The organism is Thalassococcus sp. S3 (assembly GCF_004216475.1).
Lineage (GTDB): Bacteria > Pseudomonadota > Alphaproteobacteria > Rhodobacterales > Rhodobacteraceae.
On the sequence record NZ_CP022303.1, the window covers coordinates 862,812 to 881,542 of the forward strand.

Annotated in this window: 16 protein-coding genes; 5 read left to right on the forward strand and 11 right to left on the reverse strand. The window is 60.2% G+C overall.

Going from position 1 to position 18,731, the window contains the following annotated elements; all coding sequences use genetic code 11:
- Positions 1 to 32: 32 nt before the first annotated feature.
- Positions 33 to 1,064, reverse strand: a complete 1,032-nt coding sequence (locus tag CFI11_RS04540; RefSeq protein WP_130403481.1) for a hypothetical protein — start codon at positions 1,062 to 1,064, stop codon at positions 33 to 35.
- 106 nt (positions 1,065 to 1,170) lie between these two features.
- Here CFI11_RS04540 and CFI11_RS04545 point away from each other — a divergent pair, with 106 nt between their 5' ends.
- Positions 1,171 to 2,034, forward strand: a complete 864-nt coding sequence (locus CFI11_RS04545) for a LysR family transcriptional regulator (RefSeq protein WP_165390182.1) — start codon at positions 1,171 to 1,173, stop codon at positions 2,032 to 2,034.
- 103 nt (positions 2,035 to 2,137) lie between these two features.
- Here CFI11_RS04545 and CFI11_RS04550 read toward each other — a convergent pair whose 3' ends face one another.
- Positions 2,138 to 2,473 carry a multidrug efflux SMR transporter gene (locus CFI11_RS04550; protein WP_130403485.1) on the reverse strand — a complete coding sequence of 112 codons (336 nt, stop codon included), beginning with the start codon at positions 2,471 to 2,473 and terminating at the stop codon, positions 2,138 to 2,140.
- Between the two features lie 708 nt (positions 2,474 to 3,181).
- On the opposite strand from CFI11_RS04550, the gene CFI11_RS04555 reads away from it, so the two are divergent.
- Positions 3,182 to 3,967 carry a LytTR family DNA-binding domain-containing protein gene (locus CFI11_RS04555; RefSeq protein ID WP_130403487.1) on the forward strand — a complete coding sequence of 262 codons (786 nt, stop codon included), beginning with the start codon at positions 3,182 to 3,184 and terminating at the stop codon, positions 3,965 to 3,967.
- Between the two features lie 163 nt (positions 3,968 to 4,130).
- On the opposite strand, the gene CFI11_RS04560 is transcribed toward CFI11_RS04555, so the two are convergent.
- Complete coding sequence (locus CFI11_RS04560; protein ID WP_254449019.1) at positions 4,131 to 4,712, reverse strand: rhomboid family intramembrane serine protease; 582 nt, start codon at positions 4,710 to 4,712, stop codon at positions 4,131 to 4,133.
- Between the two features lie 695 nt (positions 4,713 to 5,407).
- Here CFI11_RS04560 and CFI11_RS04565 point away from each other — a divergent pair.
- Complete coding sequence (locus tag CFI11_RS04565; protein WP_130403491.1) at positions 5,408 to 7,162, forward strand: LuxR C-terminal-related transcriptional regulator; 1,755 nt, start codon at positions 5,408 to 5,410, stop codon at positions 7,160 to 7,162.
- 390 nt (positions 7,163 to 7,552) lie between these two features.
- On the forward strand, positions 7,553 to 9,442 hold the full coding sequence (locus CFI11_RS24840; protein WP_165390183.1) for a calcium-binding protein: 1,890 nt from the start codon (positions 7,553 to 7,555) through the stop codon (positions 9,440 to 9,442).
- Positions 9,443 to 9,925: 483 nt separating this feature from the next.
- Here the strand turns inward: CFI11_RS24840 and CFI11_RS04575 are convergent, their stop codons facing one another.
- Genes CFI11_RS04575 through CFI11_RS04610 form a run of 8 tightly spaced genes read right to left on the reverse strand, consistent with a single transcriptional unit; the run spans position 9,926 to position 18,200 of the window.
- Positions 9,926 to 10,651: an SDR family NAD(P)-dependent oxidoreductase gene (locus tag CFI11_RS04575; protein WP_130403495.1), complete on the reverse strand. Its 726-nt coding sequence runs from the start codon at positions 10,649 to 10,651 to the stop codon at positions 9,926 to 9,928.
- Positions 10,648 to 11,427: a cyclase family protein gene (locus CFI11_RS04580; protein WP_130403497.1), complete on the reverse strand. Its 780-nt coding sequence runs from the start codon at positions 11,425 to 11,427 to the stop codon at positions 10,648 to 10,650. Before CFI11_RS04580 ends, CFI11_RS04575 begins: the two co-directional genes overlap by 4 nt.
- Positions 11,424 to 12,677, reverse strand: coding sequence for an SDR family oxidoreductase (locus tag CFI11_RS04585; RefSeq protein WP_130403499.1), 1,254 nt, complete (start codon positions 12,675 to 12,677; stop codon positions 11,424 to 11,426). Before CFI11_RS04585 ends, CFI11_RS04580 begins: the two co-directional genes overlap by 4 nt.
- The gene (locus tag CFI11_RS04590; protein WP_130403501.1) at positions 12,674 to 13,852 is read right to left on the reverse strand and encodes a thiolase family protein; all 1,179 of its coding nucleotides are present in this window, start codon (positions 13,850 to 13,852) and stop codon (positions 12,674 to 12,676) included. Before CFI11_RS04590 ends, CFI11_RS04585 begins: the two co-directional genes overlap by 4 nt.
- Complete coding sequence (locus CFI11_RS04595; RefSeq protein ID WP_130403503.1) at positions 13,849 to 15,462, reverse strand: AMP-binding protein; 1,614 nt, start codon at positions 15,460 to 15,462, stop codon at positions 13,849 to 13,851. Before CFI11_RS04595 ends, CFI11_RS04590 begins: the two co-directional genes overlap by 4 nt.
- On the reverse strand, positions 15,459 to 15,938 hold the full coding sequence (locus CFI11_RS04600; protein WP_130403505.1) for an aromatic-ring-hydroxylating dioxygenase subunit beta: 480 nt from the start codon (positions 15,936 to 15,938) through the stop codon (positions 15,459 to 15,461). The genes CFI11_RS04595 and CFI11_RS04600 overlap by 4 nt, the downstream gene beginning before the upstream one ends.
- Positions 15,935 to 17,254, reverse strand: a complete 1,320-nt coding sequence (locus CFI11_RS04605; RefSeq protein WP_130403507.1) for an aromatic ring-hydroxylating dioxygenase subunit alpha — start codon at positions 17,252 to 17,254, stop codon at positions 15,935 to 15,937. The genes CFI11_RS04600 and CFI11_RS04605 overlap by 4 nt, the downstream gene beginning before the upstream one ends.
- Before the next feature lie 10 nt (positions 17,255 to 17,264).
- Entirely contained in the window at positions 17,265 to 18,200 is a 936-nt protein-coding gene (locus tag CFI11_RS04610; RefSeq protein WP_130403509.1) for a PDR/VanB family oxidoreductase, read from the reverse strand.
- Positions 18,201 to 18,282: 82 nt separating this feature from the next.
- Here CFI11_RS04610 and CFI11_RS04615 point away from each other — a divergent pair, with 82 nt between their 5' ends.
- Positions 18,283 to 18,726: a MarR family winged helix-turn-helix transcriptional regulator gene (locus CFI11_RS04615; RefSeq protein WP_130403511.1), complete on the forward strand. Its 444-nt coding sequence runs from the start codon at positions 18,283 to 18,285 to the stop codon at positions 18,724 to 18,726.
- Positions 18,727 to 18,731 lie beyond the last annotated feature (5 nt).

Here is an 18,731-nt window from a genome sequence, read left to right on the forward strand (position 1 = left end):
CATATTGCGACCGCAGAAGCTAAAGCGCCTGATCAAGGACTGATCAAGGTCGCCTGACGTTTGATGGACCAGACCATCGCTGTTTCGTAACCGGCAGCTTCCAGCATCTCGATTTTGGAGTGCCAACCGGCAGGGCAGACGACAAAGGCGGCGCCCATGCCCCTGTTTGCAAAGGCGGTTTCAGCGGCGCGCAGGAGTGCTGTTGCGTTTTCGCCACCTTCGGCAAGGGTGGCTGGATCAGCCAATTCAGGGTGGTAGTAGTCGTCAATTACACCTGTTCCGCGAATGTCATGGGCCGGCGGAAAATGCAGCCGCGACGCGGGTTGCGCGATGATATATCCCTCCAGGCTCTCTGATGAACCCATGACCATCATATCCCGGTCCTGCAGCGTCAGGCTGCGCGTCATCCAGGAGGAAAAGCGCGCGTCGGCTTCGGGATGGATGTCCCAAAAGGGGTCGATGGCGTAAAGAACGTTCCGGTTCTCAGCGCTGCGTGTGACGATGCCGGGAACGTCATCCGCTTTTGCCTGCCGGACGCTAGCCCGCATGCCCTGATCACCAAGGTCGGTACGGGAGAGATAAAGCGTCAAAGGCTCGTAGCCGCCCGCCTTGAAGGCCTCTCGCCAGTCATCGCCCGCCACATGGGACGCCACCGTGATCTGAGCACCGGCGTCTCGCAAGGCATCCTCCGCCTCGGATAGCAGGGCTTCGACGGTGCCGTCAGGCGCATCTGGGCTGGCGGACGAGTCCGGCAGAATCAGACCTGGTTCACCACTTGATCCTGCATAGATCGGCGGTACGAGGAGCAGCATCGAATGAATGACGCCGGTAATCCGGTGCCCGTTATCGGCGACCTGCCAGATCTGTCGAAAGGGTTGCTGTTCGGCGGTCAGCGCGAATGTCAGTGCCTTTTCGATTTGCGCAGGCGCATCGCCAGCGATCTTCCAGAGGATGTCATCCTTCGCCTGACGCTGCCGTGCATCGCGCATCAGAAGCTCGACCAGGTGCGGTATATCGTCAGGCGTGGCGGGCCGGATGGTCTGGTGCATGTCGGGGTATCTCATCTCAGGTTCTTGTGCAGGGCTTGATCCTGTATCGACCAGGGGCAGCCGATTGACAAAGCAGGAGACTTTTACCAGCGTTCAGAAAAACCATCGGCTTGGGCGGGGCATGAGACAGATCAACCTGAATGCACTTCGGGTCTTTGCGGTCGTGGCGTCGCACGGAAATCTGCAGCGCGCCGCAGAGGCGCTGAACCTGTCACGCGGTGCGGTCTCTCAACGGATCAAGCAACTTGAAATCGACCTGGGTGTCGTTCTGCTCAAGCGGGGCGCCCGGGGTGTTTCGTTGACTGCCGAAGGCGAACGCTGCCGTGTGGCTGTAGACGAAGCGCTCTCAATCCTGGAAACGGCGTTGGCGGGTATCGGCGAGGAGGATGATCGCGTTGTGCTGCACCTCGGATCTTCGACCGCAACAAAGTGGCTGATGCCGCGCATGGGCGCCTTCGCGCAGGCGTTCCCAACGGTTTCGCTGACAACCGAAGTTCACGAGAAGATCCTGTCACGCAGTCTGGGACGCAACGAGATCGCAATCTGGCCGGGACGGGCGCAGGATCCCAACGCGAACCACAAATCACGCCGCCTGACTGACATTCGCTTGGTCGCGGTATGCAGCCCCGACTTTCTAAGACCGGACTGGCCGATGGGTCCGGAGACATTGCTGACATTGCCCCTGCTTCAGGACGCGCATCGGCGTTGGGAGAAACTGATCGAGGCAATAGGCCACGGCGGCGCGCATAAGTTGCTGAACTTCGACCGATCCGCCTTGGCGCTGGACGCGGCCATCGGCGGTCACGGCGTTGCCATTGCACCGACCTACATGGTCGAAAACGACCTCCGGTCAAAACGTCTGGTGGATGTATGGGTCGATCCCGAGCCGTCCAAAGACGGTCTCTATGTCTCTTGGTCGAAGGACCATCTCGGCCAGAGGCGGGTCGCAAGGATCGTGGACTGGATCACCGCGGAATTTGCGTAAGGCAACCCGTCGGCCCTTACGGGCGGTGCCGGAGCATTGCGGTCCTTCCCCGCAGCGGGCGACCTTAGCAAAAGATCTGGAGGGGCCAAACGCCCCCGTGCGGCTAGTGAACTGCGAAATCCGATAGCGCATTGATGATGACGATGCCCGCGATGATGAAGCCGAGGCCGACAATGGCGGCCAGGTCCAGCTTCTGCCCAAAGACCAGAACGCCGGCGATGGCCACAAAGACAACGCCCAGCCCGGACGCCGCCGCATAGGCGATACCCATGGGCATGTATTTCAGTGCCAGTGTCAGGAAGTAGAACGAGCTTCCCAACCCTGCGATCACGAGGAGCGAGGGCCAGAGTTTCGAGAATTGGGCGCTGGCATTGAGAGCGGAATAGCCGATAGCCTCTGCAATGACCGACGCGACGAGATAGACGTAAGGTGTTGGCACGTTTGGGATCCTTTAAAGAAAATCAGGTTTGTCTTGCCGGGCTCCAGTCGCAGAGCCTTGGGGCGTTGAGCGTCGTTGGAATTGGGCCGTCGTGTTCAGACAGCGGTCGGGTCCGACTGTTCCGGTGCTCCAAAGCCGTAGTGCTTACCGGCGGCAAGGGCAGCCTTGAGAGATCATCTTGGCTCTCCACGCCTTTCGCGGTCCTGCGAAGGGCGTTCTGTGTTATGTGGCCCAAGCGTATGTCTTCGTTGTACGCACCCGGTTTGCACATGCCTTTGACACATTCGAAAAGCGGACCTTTAGCAGCGGGAAGGGTCATGCCGTTCACGTCAGGCGCCGGGCTGCCGTCGTCTTTGGGGAGACCGCAACCGCCTTGCACTTTCGTATGTGTCGGTTTCCGGCGGGTCCCACGGATCGGTGCCGAACACCCGGACCTTCCGTGCCGATGACGCGTCCCGAACATGAAACAGGCATGGCTCCGACCTTACGTTTTCTACGTTCTTTCCTGCGGCGAAGAGCGCAAGGTTCGCCGAATGAAAGGAGTTGCCGTGCCACACATCGCTGCTTGTCTTTGCCCCCAATTGCACGATTACGTCCCCAGACCATTTTGCCAAAAACCTCATACCGCCATCCCTTCCGATTGAGCTGGCAACGCCATCTCGGTAGCGTTGCTCTCAGCGGGTGCAAAAGGGGATTGGCGCCAACGACATGAGATTTGTCGCGAACGACACCATGCTTGGTGAGACACTGGCAGAGGCGCGGGTCCTGGCGGGCAATTGGCTGCTCTGGGCCGGGCTGGCATGTGTCGCCTTGGTTGCAGGGCTGACCGGACCGTTTGGCACCTACATATGGATGCCGGTTCCGATGCGCCTTATCTATTGGGGGGTCGTGATCGTCACGACCTATTGGACGGGCCTCCTGACCTCCTTCGCCGTGGCGACATGGGTCGAGATCCAGGGGGTGCCGGCACCATGGAGCGTCGGACTTGGCGCCGGTGTGGCCAGTGTGGTGGTCACGCTATGGCTATCGGCCCTGCATGCGTTTGTGCTGGCCGACCCATTCGTGGCCGAGTTCTTTCGTCTGCTGCCCTACGTCATCGTGATCTCGCTGGCGGCGACGTTCCTGTTTGATACCGCTGAGGCAACGGACGTGCCCGCCCGCGACATTGCACCTGCGGCATCAGAGCCGGATTGGCTGGACAACCTGCCGCCAGAACTTGGTCGCGACTTGCTGCTGCTGCAGGCGCAGGATCACTACCTTCGGGTCCGAACGTCCCTTGGCGACACGCTGCTGCGCGGGACCATCGGCGAGGCGGCCGAGGCGTTGGGCGACTATGGCATGCGGGTGCATCGGTCGTGGTGGGTGTCACGGTCTGCAATCGTGACCTATCGCTCGCGGAAAGGCGCGCGGGTGATCGTCCTGTCCTCTGGCGATGAAGTGCCCGTTGGGCGCAGCTACTGGCGAAACGTGCGGGATCTGATTGATCGGATGTAATCCGGTTCGTTTTGCAGGATGTGCCCGACAGGCGCGAGGTGTGGAGAAGCCGCTCTCATCGAACAAGGTTGGTTTAACGTAGGCCAGACCGCTCCCGAACGCTTTTCAGGGGAGCATGCAGCGAAGGTCTTAGGTGTTGGATTTGCCCCGCATGTTGGATCGCCTATCTTCGCTCGACCTCGCGAAGTCGGGGTGCGTGGACATGTGTGCGGATGACAAGCGCAGCCACAACACCCGAGAGCGCGCCGAACAGGTGGGCTTCCCAAGAGATGCCGGGCTGACCCGGAAGAACGCTCCAAATGATGGATCCGTAAAGCACACCAACCAGAAGCGCTGCACCAAGGGTGACGGGTGATCTGTCGACAAGGCCGCGCGCGACCAGAAAGCCGAACCACCCGAAAACCAGCCCAGACGCACCGATGTGGATCGCAGACCCGCCGAGCAGCCAGACCAGTCCGCCCCCCAGAATGACGATGATCGCATTGACTGCAAGCAGGGCGCGGGTCGCCGTTGCCGCCAACAGTGTCCCCATCAAAAGAAGCGGCGGAGTATTTGACATCAGATGCGCGAAACTGCCGTGCAGAACCGGCATGCCCACGATACCGTCCAGCCCCGCCGGGTGTCTCGGAATGAGACCGAAGGCGAGATTCAGGCGGTAACTCGTCGCCCAGTTCAAAGTCTGGATCGCCCAAAGCGCACCGAGGAAAGCAGCGAGAATGACAAGCCTTAAGACAAGAACGCGCATGTAATCGGGGCCAAACATGGGGCGCAGGTTAACCCCAAGCGGAGCAGGAGCAAGACTGTCTCAGCAGGGAAGGATCACCTTCATGGAGCATCCCGGAGCAGCGACTGGCCTTTCATCTAACCGGTTCTTGCGATGGGGGGCAGAGCGCGCTTTAGCGAGCGTAGCCAAGCACATGAACAGTCTGTCATTTGCGAAAAACGCTACCGAAGGCTGATCATCAGCATCAAATACCTGCCTTCCACAACATGCTTTCCAGCGCATTGAAGACCCCGGACAGCGCGTCATTTGAAAGCGCAGGCCTGTTGCAGACATGCCTTTTGGGAGTTCTGGAGGTGACGCTGTCCTGTGCCGCGACCGCTGAGCTAAAGTGCCTCAAGCCCCGGGGGGCGAGGCACCGGTTGGGCTGGGCGATGATCGCAAAGGTCTCATCGCAGCAAGAGACAGGATGTCTGAGACGCGCATGTCCAAACAGGCCATAATGCATGGTTCTGTCATGCGGCGCACCCAGCGACAATCTGCCGATAATGCGCCCGAGAAAGCGGCCATTTGCCAATCGTCGCTTTGTCCACCGGGGCGCCCCCATATGACGACTGAAGCTAATGCGCGCCACATGATCCAGCGGGACGCCTCAAGCCGATAGGCGCGCCCGCTGATCAAGCCGGATACGGTTAAAGACGCGCACGGAGTCCTGAACGATGAACAGCCGGTTGCCGCGTGACGACGACGCCCGCTCGGACATTATTGGCGGTCTTTATGACGTTGCCCTCGACCCGGCGCGCTACGAAGAACTGCTTGATTTATGGGAAAGGCGCGTCGGGACCCTGCGGGCGAAGCGAACTGACACGGGGCAGCTCTTCACCGACCGCGAAATCGAGGCCCATTGCGAGCGGGCAGGTCTGTTTCTGGACCGCGACCAACCGTCCGATGATCCCCGCGATGCGCTTTTGGCCGAGTTCCGCACGGCTGCAGCCTTTGTCGTCGACCCGTCCCTTCAGGTCAGCCGGGTAAATTCCGTGGCCGAAACATGGCTTGGGGTGCGCCCGGGTATGGCCGTTTCGGGCCTGCCGTTCGACGCCGAAGCCCTTGAACATCTGGCCTTTGGAATGGGCCGGACCTTTGCGGGCCGCGGGCCGCACACGCTTCAGATGCGGATCCGATCGCCTCGGTCTGACGGGGTTACCCTGCTTCAAGTCCGCCTTTTGCCCGGACCTGATCCCTTCGCGCTCGTCGTGACGTCCGAGTTCGAATGGCCCGAGGCGCTGGACACGATCCTGTCCGACGCGTTCGGCCTCTCCCCTTCCGAGACCCTTGTGATCCGTGGTCTGGTCGAGGCCTCAACCCTCAAAGAGATCGCGTTGCAGCGCGGGCGGTCCGTCGAAACGATCCGGACGCAACTCAAGGCGATCTTCCAAAAGACCCAGACCCACGGCCAGACCGAGTTGATCCGGGTGTGCCTGTCGTTGATGGACATCGTCGCCGTGACCGAGGCGGCCATGGACAGAGTTCCAACCTCCAGCCGTGGCTGTGCGCGGCTTGCCCCCCGTCCGTTCCGGCGCCTGACGCTTCCTGACGGGCGCCACTTCGATTATCTGATCCTGGGCGATCCCAGCGGACAGCCTCTTTTATTCCTTCCGCTCGATTATGGATTTGTGCGTTGGCCCGCCGGGGCCGAGGCGGCAGCAGCGCGGCGCGGATGGCGGATCATTGTTCCGGTCCGCGCGGGTTTCGGGGCCTCGACACCGATCTCCCGCGACATCGCGCCGGAGGCCTATGGATCAAAGCTTGGGGCGGATGTGCATCATCTGCTTGATCATCTGGACGTCGCGTGCTGCCCGATCCTGGGCATGGGCAGCGACAGCTGGTACGCCCATCACATTGCTGCCCTGCGACCAAAGCGGATCACCGGCATCCTGATGGCGGCGGGCGCCCTGCCGATGACCCGCGCCGCGCAATACGAGCGCATGGGCAAGTGGCATCGCTTCATCAACGCGAATGCGCTTTATGCGCCCAAGGTCTTTCCCTTCATGGTCAAAGCGGGCTTCAGTCTTGCCCGACGCATCGGCCAACGTAACTTTCTGCATGCGGTCTATGCCGGCAGTCCCGCCGATCTTGCCATTGTCGAAGACCCGGAAGTTCTTGAGGCGATCCTGTCGGGCACCGAAGTTGCCCTGTCGAAAGCGCACAGCGCCCACCGGGCCTTCGCCCGGGAGATCATCGCCCAGACGCTTGATTGGTCCCCTATGGTGAGGGCGTGCCGTGCGATCCCCACACGCTTTTTGATGGGGGATCAGGATGAGCACGCCCCGCCAGCGACCGTGGGCGAATGGGAAGCCGACTGGCCGCATATCCGCTTCGAGCGGATCGAAGGTGCGGGTTATCTGCTCTTTTTCCGGCATTGGCCGACCCTTCTTGACCGGCTGGAAGAGATGATGGCGGATCCCGCTGCATGAGCGAACGGGCGTACGTTGACCGGACAGTGCGGAACCAAAAAAACCGCGGCATCCTCATCCCGGCGGCGACATACCGTTTCTGCCGAGGCGCGATCGCCCACCCGCTTTAAGGATCCGTGTCAGGGTCTGCGAATAGGCCCATAAATACATCTTGCGTCATGCGATCACCGAAGGCGCACCCCCGTCGCAATGGCAGCCGGGTCGGCGATTTAATGCCGTCCTACGAGTGGCAATCGAGCCGCTCACCCATTCGGGTGACGCTCTGTTTGTGACGCCAGTCTTAGTGTCCCGACATCAATGGATCCCACATGGGAGGGTCGGAACAGCACTGTCTCGTCGGGCATCCTGCCGACCCGCCCCCGGTTTTATTTCAAAAAGGAGATTTTCAGGATGGAGAGCCAATCTAATACCGAAATGGCCCAAAGCCTCAGCTCGACGCCGACGGTGACTGTCGAGAACGGGGTCGTCCGAATTGGTGGAGGCTTCAACTGGATACCAGGCGAAGGCAATATCGATCCGGTTCGCTCGGCAAGCGGCTATGCGATTGAAGTCCCGGTTGCCGGTACACCATTCGATCCGAGTTTCAGGCCTCCACCCACTTTTGCCCAAGAGGTTCCAAGACCGCTCCCCGTCAACGTGAATGCGGTCGTCGGCGACCCGCAAACCAGGGACATCACCCAGACTGGTGACGTGTCAGTCAGAGTCTATAACTTTGGCGACCAAGAGCCCGCTATCTTTGCGCCAGACGGAAGCCTCATTCAGCCCACGCCCCAACTCTCAAGGCAATTTGTTGGATTGGAGAATCTGCGTTGGGTGACCGATGGCGCGAACGGCACCAGCAATATCTCAACCATTAACTTTTTCCTGAACTTCAATGCCGATTACAGCCAGTTGCTGTCGATTTCGGTCACGCAAGTGGTCGAATCGTCCATCTTTGTCCCGATACCTGGGGACGATCCAACCGTTGTTGCAAGCGGAAACCTGATCGCCGTGGGGCTGAACGACTTCGTCCCCATCAACGTCGATGATATCATGGGTGAGCTAGTTCCCCCGCCGCCCGACCCCGGACCCGTTCCGACGCAAGGCGACGACGTACTGATCGGTACCGCCGATGCGGATCAAATCAACGCCCTGGGCGGAAATGATATTGTCGAAGGCGGCGGCGGGGCCGATACGCTCGATGGCGGGATTGGAAATGACTGGCTGATCGGCAACCAGCAGGCGGATCTGCTCCTCGGTCGCGAAGGCGCGGACACGCTGGACGGCGGGTTTGGCAATGACTGGCTGGTCGGCAATCAGCAGAACGACGTGCTGCTGGGGCGCGAAGGGTTCGACACGCTTTATGGCGGGTTGGGGGCCGACAGCCTGCTGGGCAACCAGGGCAATGACCTTTTGGTTGGCCATGAGGGGGCCGATACGCTTGATGGTGGCCTCGGCAATGACCGGCTGGTCGGCAACCAGCAGGCAGATGTTCTTTTTGGCAGCGACGGTTTTGACACGCTGGATGGGGGCCTTGGCCATGACCGGGTCTTTGGCGGAAACGGGCGGGATCTCGCGTTTCTGGGCGAGGGCAACGATATCTTCTTCGACAACGGCCAAGGCGGTGCGCTTGGCCGTGACACCGTCTTTGCCAATCAGGGCAACGACACGATCGAAGGGGGCAATGGCGACGATGAGTTCCACGGCCAGCTTGGCAACGACGTGATCCGTGCCCGCCTGGGCAATGACGTGCTTTACGGCGGCGACGGGTTCGATACGCTGGATGCAGGCGACGGCAATGACACCGTCTTTGGCGGCAATGGTCGGGATACAGCCTTTCTGGGCCAAGGCAACGACGTCTTCAATGACAACGGCCAGGGCGGCTTTTACGGGGCCGACACCGTGTTCGCCGGCACGGGCAACGACACCATCCAGGGCGGCAACGGCAATGACATTTTCCGGGGCGAGCAAGGTAACGATGTGATCTTTGCCCGCCTTGGCAACGACACTCTGGACGGTGGCGCGGGGAGTGACACACTGAACGGAGGCGAAGGGTCCGATACGTTCCTCTTCCGTCCTGGCTCTAGCGCGGATGTGATCGAGGGCTATCAGAAGGGGGTCGATGCGCTGCGGCTCGACGATGCGCTTTGGGCCGGCACGCTGAGTGCGGCGCAGGTCGTCAGCCGGTTCGCCACCGATACCGGCGCGGATGTGCGTTTTGACTTCGGGGGCGGCAACACGATCCTGCTGACCGGCGTGGCCGAGATCGCGGGGCTGGAAAACGACCTGGTCTTCTTCTGAAGCACAAAGTGGCAGAAGGGCAGGCCAGGCAAATGCGTCGGATACATCGTCTACTGAGCAGGCGCTGGGTCGGCTTTGAGCGCCAGGGCGGCCATCGCCGACGCCCTCGGTCACCATTGTTCATGCAGTCGACACCGACCGAAGCCGTCCCGCAGCGACGTTATGCGGTTCTTCCGCTCCGTAGGGTGCCAGAGGTGCTCCCAAATAAGCCCGAGCCCAAGGCTCGGGGATGCAAACGTGTCTGAGAGAAAGAGCTGAACAACGGCCCCAGATCTTCCGGCCTAGCCCGATGCGAAAAAGGGCTGCTTAGGCTGTGCGACGCCATGCTCTGACTCGGTTCATCGGCTTTGCGCGCCATGCCGCCTGCCTATCACCCCCGGGGATCTTCCGTCAGGTCGCGCCGGACCGCATCCGCGCTCTGTGGTTTCACTACAGAGCGCGTCGTCAGCGTCTTCGGCAACCATCCTCTCGCTGCCCCTGAGCCTAGATTTGCAGAGTGCCCACGCTGGCGCCGCCACAGACATAGAGCGTTTGGCCCGTGACAAAGCTGTTCGCCGGGTCACAGAAGAACAGAAACGCATTGGTGACGTCTTCAACCCGGCCCAAACGCCCGACGGGGATCCGGTTGGCCAGGGCCTCCTGTTCGGGGCTGTCCTTTTTAATGACGCCCCAGAAATTGTCCGTCAGAATGGGGCCCGGCGCGACGACGTTCACCGTGATGCCGTGGGGTGCCAACTCCAACGCCCATGTCCGTGCCATGCCGATCATGCCAGCCTTTGACGCGCTATAGGCGGTCCGGGTGGGCGCCCCGAGGGCTGCGCGAGAGGCGTTGAACATGACCCGTCCCATACCCCGCGCCTTCATCGCCGGCAAAAAGGCCTGTAACAGGATCAGGGCGGATCCAAGATGAAGCTGAGCGAGACCCGTGATGTCGGAGGGCTGAGCCTGCTCGATCAGGTTGGGCCAGATCAGGCCGGCATTGTGGATAAGGTGCGTGACATCGTGCTTGCCTGCAATCTCCGCTGCCGCGTCGGTCACGGCACCGGGATCCAGCAAATCAGCCTCGACCGAAGACAGATTGGGATGCGAAAGCTCCGGCGCATGTCGCGAAACCGAAATCACCTTGTAATCCCGCTCGAGAAGGCGCGCCGCCAGATCAGCGCCGATGCCTTTGTTCCCCCCGGTAATCACCGCTGTCAATTCGGTCATGTAACATCCTCGATCAGTGCCAGAACGCGCAAGGGGCTTCCCGTTCCATCTTTGATCTTGAGCGGCGGCGCGATCAGAACAGCACCGGTGGCTGGTAGCTGATCGAGGTTGCTCAGGCATTGCAGCCCGTAGCGGCCCGCCCCGTGCAGGAAGTAATGGGCGGGATAGGGCGGCACCATGTGACCTGCCTGACCGGCATCCGTGCCCACGGTTTCTGTCCCGAACCCCCTGATATCGCGCTCATTGATCAGAAACTGAATGGCGTCACTGCTCGGCCCGGGAGAATGCGCGCCGTCCTCTTGCAAATTCAGGTAAGCCGCACCGGATTTCTTGGACCAATCCGTGCGCATCAGAACCCAGGCCTTGGCCGGTATCCGGCCATGCCGGGCTTCCCACGCCACGATATCTTCGACCGCCAGCAGAAAATCCGCGTTTTTCGCAGCTGGCGCGACGCAATCCAATACAACCACAGGTCCGACAAGGTCTTGAGGCGGGATCGCATCGACGGAGTTTGACGGCAAATCACGCCCCGACACCCAATGGGAAGGCGCATCAAAATGGGTGCCCGTATGCTCGGACATGGAGATATTGTGCCATTTCCACGCCGGGCCCCGGTGATCATAGGCGCTGACCTCTTCCATGCGAAAGCGGGCACATTGGCCGAACTCGGGCGGCAGAACGATGACGGGAAAGTCAGGATCCAGCGTATGGGTCAGATCCACCACGCGAACCGACCCGTTGGACAAGGCGGCCGCCATGTCGTCAAGAATGCTCATGCGCCCTCCTCGCCATAGGTCATTTCGCGCTCAAGAACCTTGGGATCGCGCCGCAACCGGTCCCGGACGTCCTTGGCGATATCGCCGCTCCAGACATCCTCGACACCCATCTGCAAACCTTTGACAAGATCACGCGCCAGGGAGGTGGGGAGCACTTTGGGCGGGGGCAGGGGCTGAAACCAATCCTCCTCTGGCGGGCCGAGGAAGACGTTCATGACCCTAAGGCCTGACGAACGGAATTCAGCCCTTAGCGATTGAGATAGCGAATAAGCCGCAGATTGGCTGGCGGCAAAAGCGCCGTAGTCAGGTGTGTTCACCACAGCCCCGATATGCAGGATGTTGACCCAGGCCACAGCGGAATTCACCCCATCGGCGGCGCGGGCGCGCATTGCTGCGCCAAAGGCCTGCGCAAGCCGCATCAAACCCAGATAGTTGACCTCGATCTCGTCGCGCGCAAAGGCGGTATCGCCCCGCGCCAAGGCGCCGCCCGCTCGTACGAATTTCGCGTTGTTGACAAGGATGTCCGTTTTGCCCCCGATCTCAGCCGCTAGGGTCTGCACAGACTGGGTGTCCGTCACATCCAATGGCAGAATATCGACCTCCATCTCCGTCAGGTTCTGTCGGGTGGGGTAAGGGCGCCAACTCTCCGCCTCTCCGGCGAAGATATGGCTGGCGCCGGCATCACGAAACGCCTTGGCCATCGCCGGGGCATTGGGCGCACGCGCGTCGGTGAGCAGCACGCGGCGGTATTTGGGATCAGCGGAAAGTTCGCGCATGAGGGCAGACTCCTGCATATGCGGCGTATCAACTTCGGGCACGGCGACCAAAACCCCCTGTCCGGCTCGATCCAGCCGGGCCAGCATGCGAATATTGGACCGTGGGGCGACGTCTTCGTGAAGATGCGCCAGCACGACCGGCCCAGCAGCAAGCTCGACGCTGCCCATGCGCCACGGCAGACGTTCGCGGTAGTACAGCCTTGGTGAGGCCTGAACCGTGGTTTCCGCCAGCAGCGTGCCCTCAGTCGGGCAGTCTCTCCAGACCAGATCACTGGACAGGCAAGATACGCAAGCATCCCGAGGAGGGTATTGCCATGTCTGACATTCAGCGCAGCATTGCAGCGCAAATCGTCCTTCTGCCGCCGCTGCCGTCAGACCCAAAGCCGCCCGGCTGCGGAGTTCTGGTGGGCGTGTGGGAGACGTGGACCGAAGCTGCGGGTTCTTCAAGGGCGGGGGTGAGACGGGGCGGGTCATGCACGCGCTCCGGTTTCAAGGAGCGTCGCGCTGGAACAAAGGCCGCGATCATAGTTGATCATTCCAAAGCCGGACACCAAAGCGCGCGTTGCCCCGGCAACCTGCGTGCCCTTTGCCTGTCCGGTGACTTGGCGGATAGCCTCGACCATGCCGATGTAGCCACCGGCTGCACCAGCCTGACCGGCCGAGAGCTGTCCGCCGGATGTATTATGCGGGAACGAACCTGCAATCGTCAGATCATGGGAACGGACAAAGTCAGGGCCTTCGCCCTTGGCGCAAAAGCCAAGGTCTTCGAACTGCATCATCGAAATAACAGGATAGTCATCGTAGGTTTGAACCAGATCGACCTGATCCGGAGATAGTCCTGCCATTGCCCAAAGGGTGTCGATGTCCACGGTCCATCCCCCCCGAAGCTGGATGGGGTCGTCCCGGTGTGCATTGTGCCGCTCAATCGCGCCGCGAAGGTGCGCATATGGCAACCCGCGCCGCTTCGCCTCATCCTCGTGCATGACCAGAAAACACTCGGCCCCGGCGCAGGGCATTACACAATCGAAGAGAGCGATGGGATCGGCGATGGCGCGCGCCTCTAGATACTGCTCAAGCGTCAGCGGCTTCTTCATCACAGCATTCGGGTTCTTCAGCGCGTTGTCCCGCTGTGCGACGCAGATCTTGCCAAAATCCTCCCGCTTTGCGCCGAAATCATGCATGTAGCGATCTGTCAGCAGCGCGAAATTCGCATTCGGTCCACCATAGCCATAGGGATAGCTGGCATCCATCGCAAAGCGAGAAAAACTGGACAGAAGCTGACGAAAACTGTCGATCTGATTTGTGTCGCCCGCCACGCATGCCACGACGTCCACATCCTTTGCCTGAACGGCCCGGGCCGCACGGCGCACAGCAACACCAGCGGATGCGCCACCCATCGGAATGTTGTCGAGCCATCTGGGGGACAGGCCCAGGTGCTGGGTCAAGCCAACGGCCGTGTCGGGGAACAGGGTGAAGGATGAAACAGACAGTCCATCAAGCGCGTCTTTCTCAAGTGCCGCGGCCTTGAGCGAGCCGCGCAGGGCCTGCGCGATCCAGTAATGCGCCGTGTCGATGGAGTAGCGTTGATAGGGCGTTGAGAAGGGCGCGGTCAGAACCACACCATCGTAGTCCGCGGGGATCTGCGTCATGCCACCTGCCGCTTTTTCAGATGGGTCAGCCGATGCGTATCCGGCCCATCAAGCAATTCGAGCGCCAGCTCTTTCAGCGCTTTTCGCTGAATTTTGAGTGACGGCGTCAATGGCAGATCGTCCACGAATGCGATATAACCTGGCACCTTGTAGTAGGCCATTTGCTCCAAGGCCCATCGCGCGATCTCTTCCGCCTTGTCAGCGGATGCATCGGTGGCCGACAGGCAGGCAAAGACCTCGTCTCCGCGCATATCATCCGGCACCGCTGACACTCCGGCTGCGCTGATATCGGGATGACGCATTAGCACGCTCTCGACTTCGACAGCGGCGATGTTTTCGCCTGACCGTCGAATGACGTTCTTTTTCCGGTCAACAAAGAAGAACCGGCCTTCTGCGTCCCGGCGCACGATGTCGCCGGTGTGGAACCAGCCGCCCCGCCAGGCCTCTTTGGTCGCTTCAGGGTTCTGGTCATACTCGGTGAAAAATCCAAAGCGCGGGTCGGGGCCGGAATTGCGTACAAGCAACTCTCCCGGCTGGCCCATCGGAGCCTCTCGGCCATCTTCGGATATAACCTTGGCGGTTATCCAGCCTTCCGGCTTGCCGAGGCAGGAATGACCGATCAGCCGATCCTGGGTATGGGCGGCAATCACGGCACCCGCACCGGTTTCCGTCATCGCCCAGGCTTCGATCAGTCGAATATTGAAACGGGCTTCAAATCCGGCCTGAAGTTTCGGATCAACGCCGGCGCCAAACCCGAACCGGACGGCGTGGTTGGTATCATCCGCGCTCTCTGGACGACTCATCAGGATGGAGGGCATCACGCCAAGGTAATGCAAACAGGTCGCTCCGCTTTCTGCCACATCGCTCCACCAAGTGCTGGGGTGGAAACGATCGAGCGCGATGAGGCAGCCGCCAACCGTCACCATCGCCATGAAGGAATAGGCCATGGCGTTCATGTGAAAGATCGGAAGTGGCGTGATCATCCGCTCCCCGTCAGAAGAGAGGCTGGCGATCCCGCCAAGCTGGGCATACCAGCGCCCCGCAAGAAGGAAGTAATCGTTTGGTAGAACGCAGCCTTTGGGATTGCCGGTTGTTCCAGAGGTGTAAAGCAAAGCCGCCTCACGGGCGCCGCCGGTACGATCCGCCGCCATAACTGCGGCGTCACGCGGAGCAGGAAGGGGGTCGTCAGGGGCGACCACCTCCACCACGACGTCCGAGGCAATTGCGGCGGCCCGCACATCGCGGAGACGATCCGCCAAAGCTATGATCAGGGCGGGGCGCGCATGCCCGATCAGATACTCCAGCTCCGCTGCTCGCAGATCGGGATTGACCGGAACGATGGACGCGCCGATCTTGTTGAGCGCGGCAAAGAGCACAAAGAACTCGGGCCGATTTTCCAGCAAGACGGCCACGCGCATGCCGCTGCCATACCCCGCCTCTGTCAGCCGCGTGGCCCAGGCCTCGACCCGCGCCAGAAATGCCGCATAAGTCAGATCACCTTCTTCAATTCCATAGACTTTTGCCGTGTGAGGCATGGTCTTGAGAACCGAACGATCCGGCCAGCGATGGGCGGCACCTGAAATCGCCTCAAAGACTGTTTGCGCTGTCATGGAAGAAGCTGGATCGACCGAAAGGCCGCGTCTGAATTCAGAAGTTCGACCTTCTTGTTGGCAATGCGCAGGGCGCCGTCGACCAGCTTCAGCTCATGCATTGCGGTCAGGGCCAGCAATTGTTGTTCGTCCAACCGCGTTTCGACGTAGTGCATCGACGTATTGGTCACGAAGCGCCCAGCCTCTGCGTCGAATTCATCGACAAACGGGCGCTGGATCACGTGATGGCATCGGCTTTTGGGTTTCTGACTAAAGGTCCGCTCACCGTTCAAACGCTCCACCCGCAGTCGCAGCATGAAGTTGTCTTCCCAGAGCAGCGATGTCTCCCCGACGGGATCGGTCTGTTTGTAGTCCAAAGGCATCCAGTAGTGCCCGTCCTCAAGCCAGAGCGCCAGCCACTCATCATAACGCCCTTCGTCCAGGATCCGCGCTTCGGCATAGACAAAGTCGATAATGTCGTCGCGTGTGATCGTCATTCAGAGGCCCCGGCAGCGGTGCCGTTCCAATCCATGAACTTGACCCAGGCATCGAACTGGTTGCGCATCTGGCGCTCGGTTGTGCCATTCTCGACAGCTTCTTTGCTGAAGTCTTCGCCCTCTTCATAAAGACGCTGGATGTTCACCCATTCCAGCCCGTTTGCCATCAGCCCTTCTTGCGCGCGCTCATACATCTCCATGTCATCATGTCCGACGATGGATGTGGGTGCGTTGATCATGCGGTTGTACATCGCCGACATCTCCACCAGTCGATCCGGAGCGCCGACAAGACGGTAGACATAGCTTTCCACAAGCGTCTTATCGGGGCCCAGCGGAATGAAATTGCGCAGCTGTTGCAGCGGGCCTTTGACCATGATGTTGGGAAAATAGACCGTGTTATGGCGGTTCTCATCCAGCACCGCTTTGGCCTTCTCCTCACCATGAACGGCGGACAAAGCTTCGAAATACCCCGGTATCGCGTCATAATCGGAGTGGATGGACATATTCACACCCGTGTGCCCGTGTCCGTTGGGCCAGGTGCGGATCCCCATCCCTTCGAAAAAGTCATAAGACGACATGAAAGGCGCGATGATCTGCATGGCGGGCGGGCGGGGCTGAGGCTCTCCCATCTGTTTGTAGATGTCGATGGCCGTCCCCGCGGAGCTTTCGTGCGCCACCATTGGATGGCACGTATCGGTCTGGTTCTCGACCAGCATCTTCCAATTGCAATTGTGCATGTATCGCAGCGGCGGGCCCGCGATCTCCAACCTGCCTTCGGGGGACCGGTCCAGCATGTTGTCGATGGTTGATAGGCTGTCGCCGAAAAATTCTTCGAAACTGATCCCCGTCTCGGACAGCCGCGCAAAGACAAACCCGCCATAGACGCGCACATCGCCCACGGGCTTTAGCCCCTTCGCGCTTTCGGTCTGATCAAGTCCGGTGTCCGTGTACCCCTTCTTCAACGGGATCGCGAGGAGGCAGCCATTGGTTTTGAATGACCACGCATGATAGGGGCAACGAAAGAACTTGCCGGTGTTGCCCTGCCGATCAATCGCGATTTTCGTCCCTTTGTGCGGACAACGATTGTAGAGGACATAGATCTCACCATCGGAATGGCGCACCTGAATGACAGGCTGATCGCCGATCTGCGTGGTGATGTAGTCGCCTTTGTTGGGCGTCTGGCTATCATGACCCACAAAGATCCAGGCGTTGGTGAAAACACCGCGCATCTCGGCGACGTAAACCTCGTGGCTGGTATAGACATCTCGGTGAACCTGATGGCCATGAACCAGCTTTCGTGCATCGCTTGTTTTCATTCCGTCCCCCTCAGATATCCAGAACAAGCCGTTTGGACAGTGCGCGGCTGACACAGATTTGCATGACATCCCCGGCGGCGCGTTCATCATCGCTTAGCACCACGTCGCGATGATCCGGCAGACCTTCGATCACATCGACGCGGCAGATACCGCAATCGCCCCGCTGGCAGTCATAGAGGACATCCAAATCGTTTTCCTCAAGCACCTCGATGATGGTCTTGCCTGCGGGAACGTTGAAGACATCGCCTGTCGATTGTACCTGAACCTCGAACGCCGCATCCCCCTCCCGTGCATCGGGTTCTTTAAAGAGCTCGACATGCACGTGATCAGAAGGAATCCCGGCCTGGGTCGCGGCCCGTTGCACGACCTCGATCATGGGCAGAGGGCCGCAAACATAAAGCCTGTGGCCGACCAGGGACGTCGCTGTTTTTTCGAGATCAAAGGGGCTGCCGTCGTCCGTGTGCAGCGAAAGACGGTCCCCCAGCAGATCGCCCAGCTCATCGCGGTAGGCCATGGCTGAGGCTGTGCGCCCTGCATAGTGAAAGACAAATGAGTGATCGCGCTCCAGAAGGTCAGCCGCCATCGAGATCATCGGTGTAACGCCGATCCCACCAGCGATAAGAGCAACGGGTTCAGGCCCATCGCGTAGGGCGAAGCTGTTCTTGGGGGCTGAGATTTCAACCTCGTCTCCCTCGCTTAGCGCATGCATGGCCGCGCTGCCCCCAGCCCCGTCCGCCTCGCGTTTCACGGCAATGTGGTATGCGTTAGCCGACGTGTTTGACCATTTGATCAGGGAATAGGACCGGGTGCCAACCTCACCCAGATCAATGTCCAGATGCGCACCCGCGTCCCAGGGGGCCACGGCACGACCGTTTAGAGGTTGAAGAACAAAAGCTGCAATGTCATCAGTCAGCACTGTCTTTTGCAGCAAGGTACATCTGATCATCTTCGTGTCTCCCACAAGAAACATGAAATTTCATATACTTTCTGTCAAGGCGCTATTTTAAGGTCCAAGCAGAGTTGGAACCATGACCGAGTCCAAGCAAAGCTTTGTTGAAGGCTACCTTCTTTATCTGCTTGCCGCGGCGAGCGAGAAGGCAAGCGCAGAGTTTCACGGAACTGTGCGCAAAGCGGGCCTTCGGGTGCCGGAGTGGCGTGTTGTGGCGTGCCTTTACGACCGGGGGCCTTCGATGATCACGGAACTGGCCGAACGCGCGTTGATGGAGCAGTCGCGCATGACGCGCGTGGTGGATCAGATGGTAGACCGAAACATCGTGGAACGGGTGAGCGACCAGGCCGACAAGCGCCGCGTGCGGGTGTCGTTGACGGACAAGGGGCGCGCTTTGGCAGACGAATTGGTTCCACAGGCGAAAAGCCACGAAGCGGCCTTGCTGTCAAAGCTCGCCGACACGGATGCGGAACGGATAAAGCCTGTCCTGAAAGTTCTGCTTGAACAACTCACAGCCGAGTGACGCAC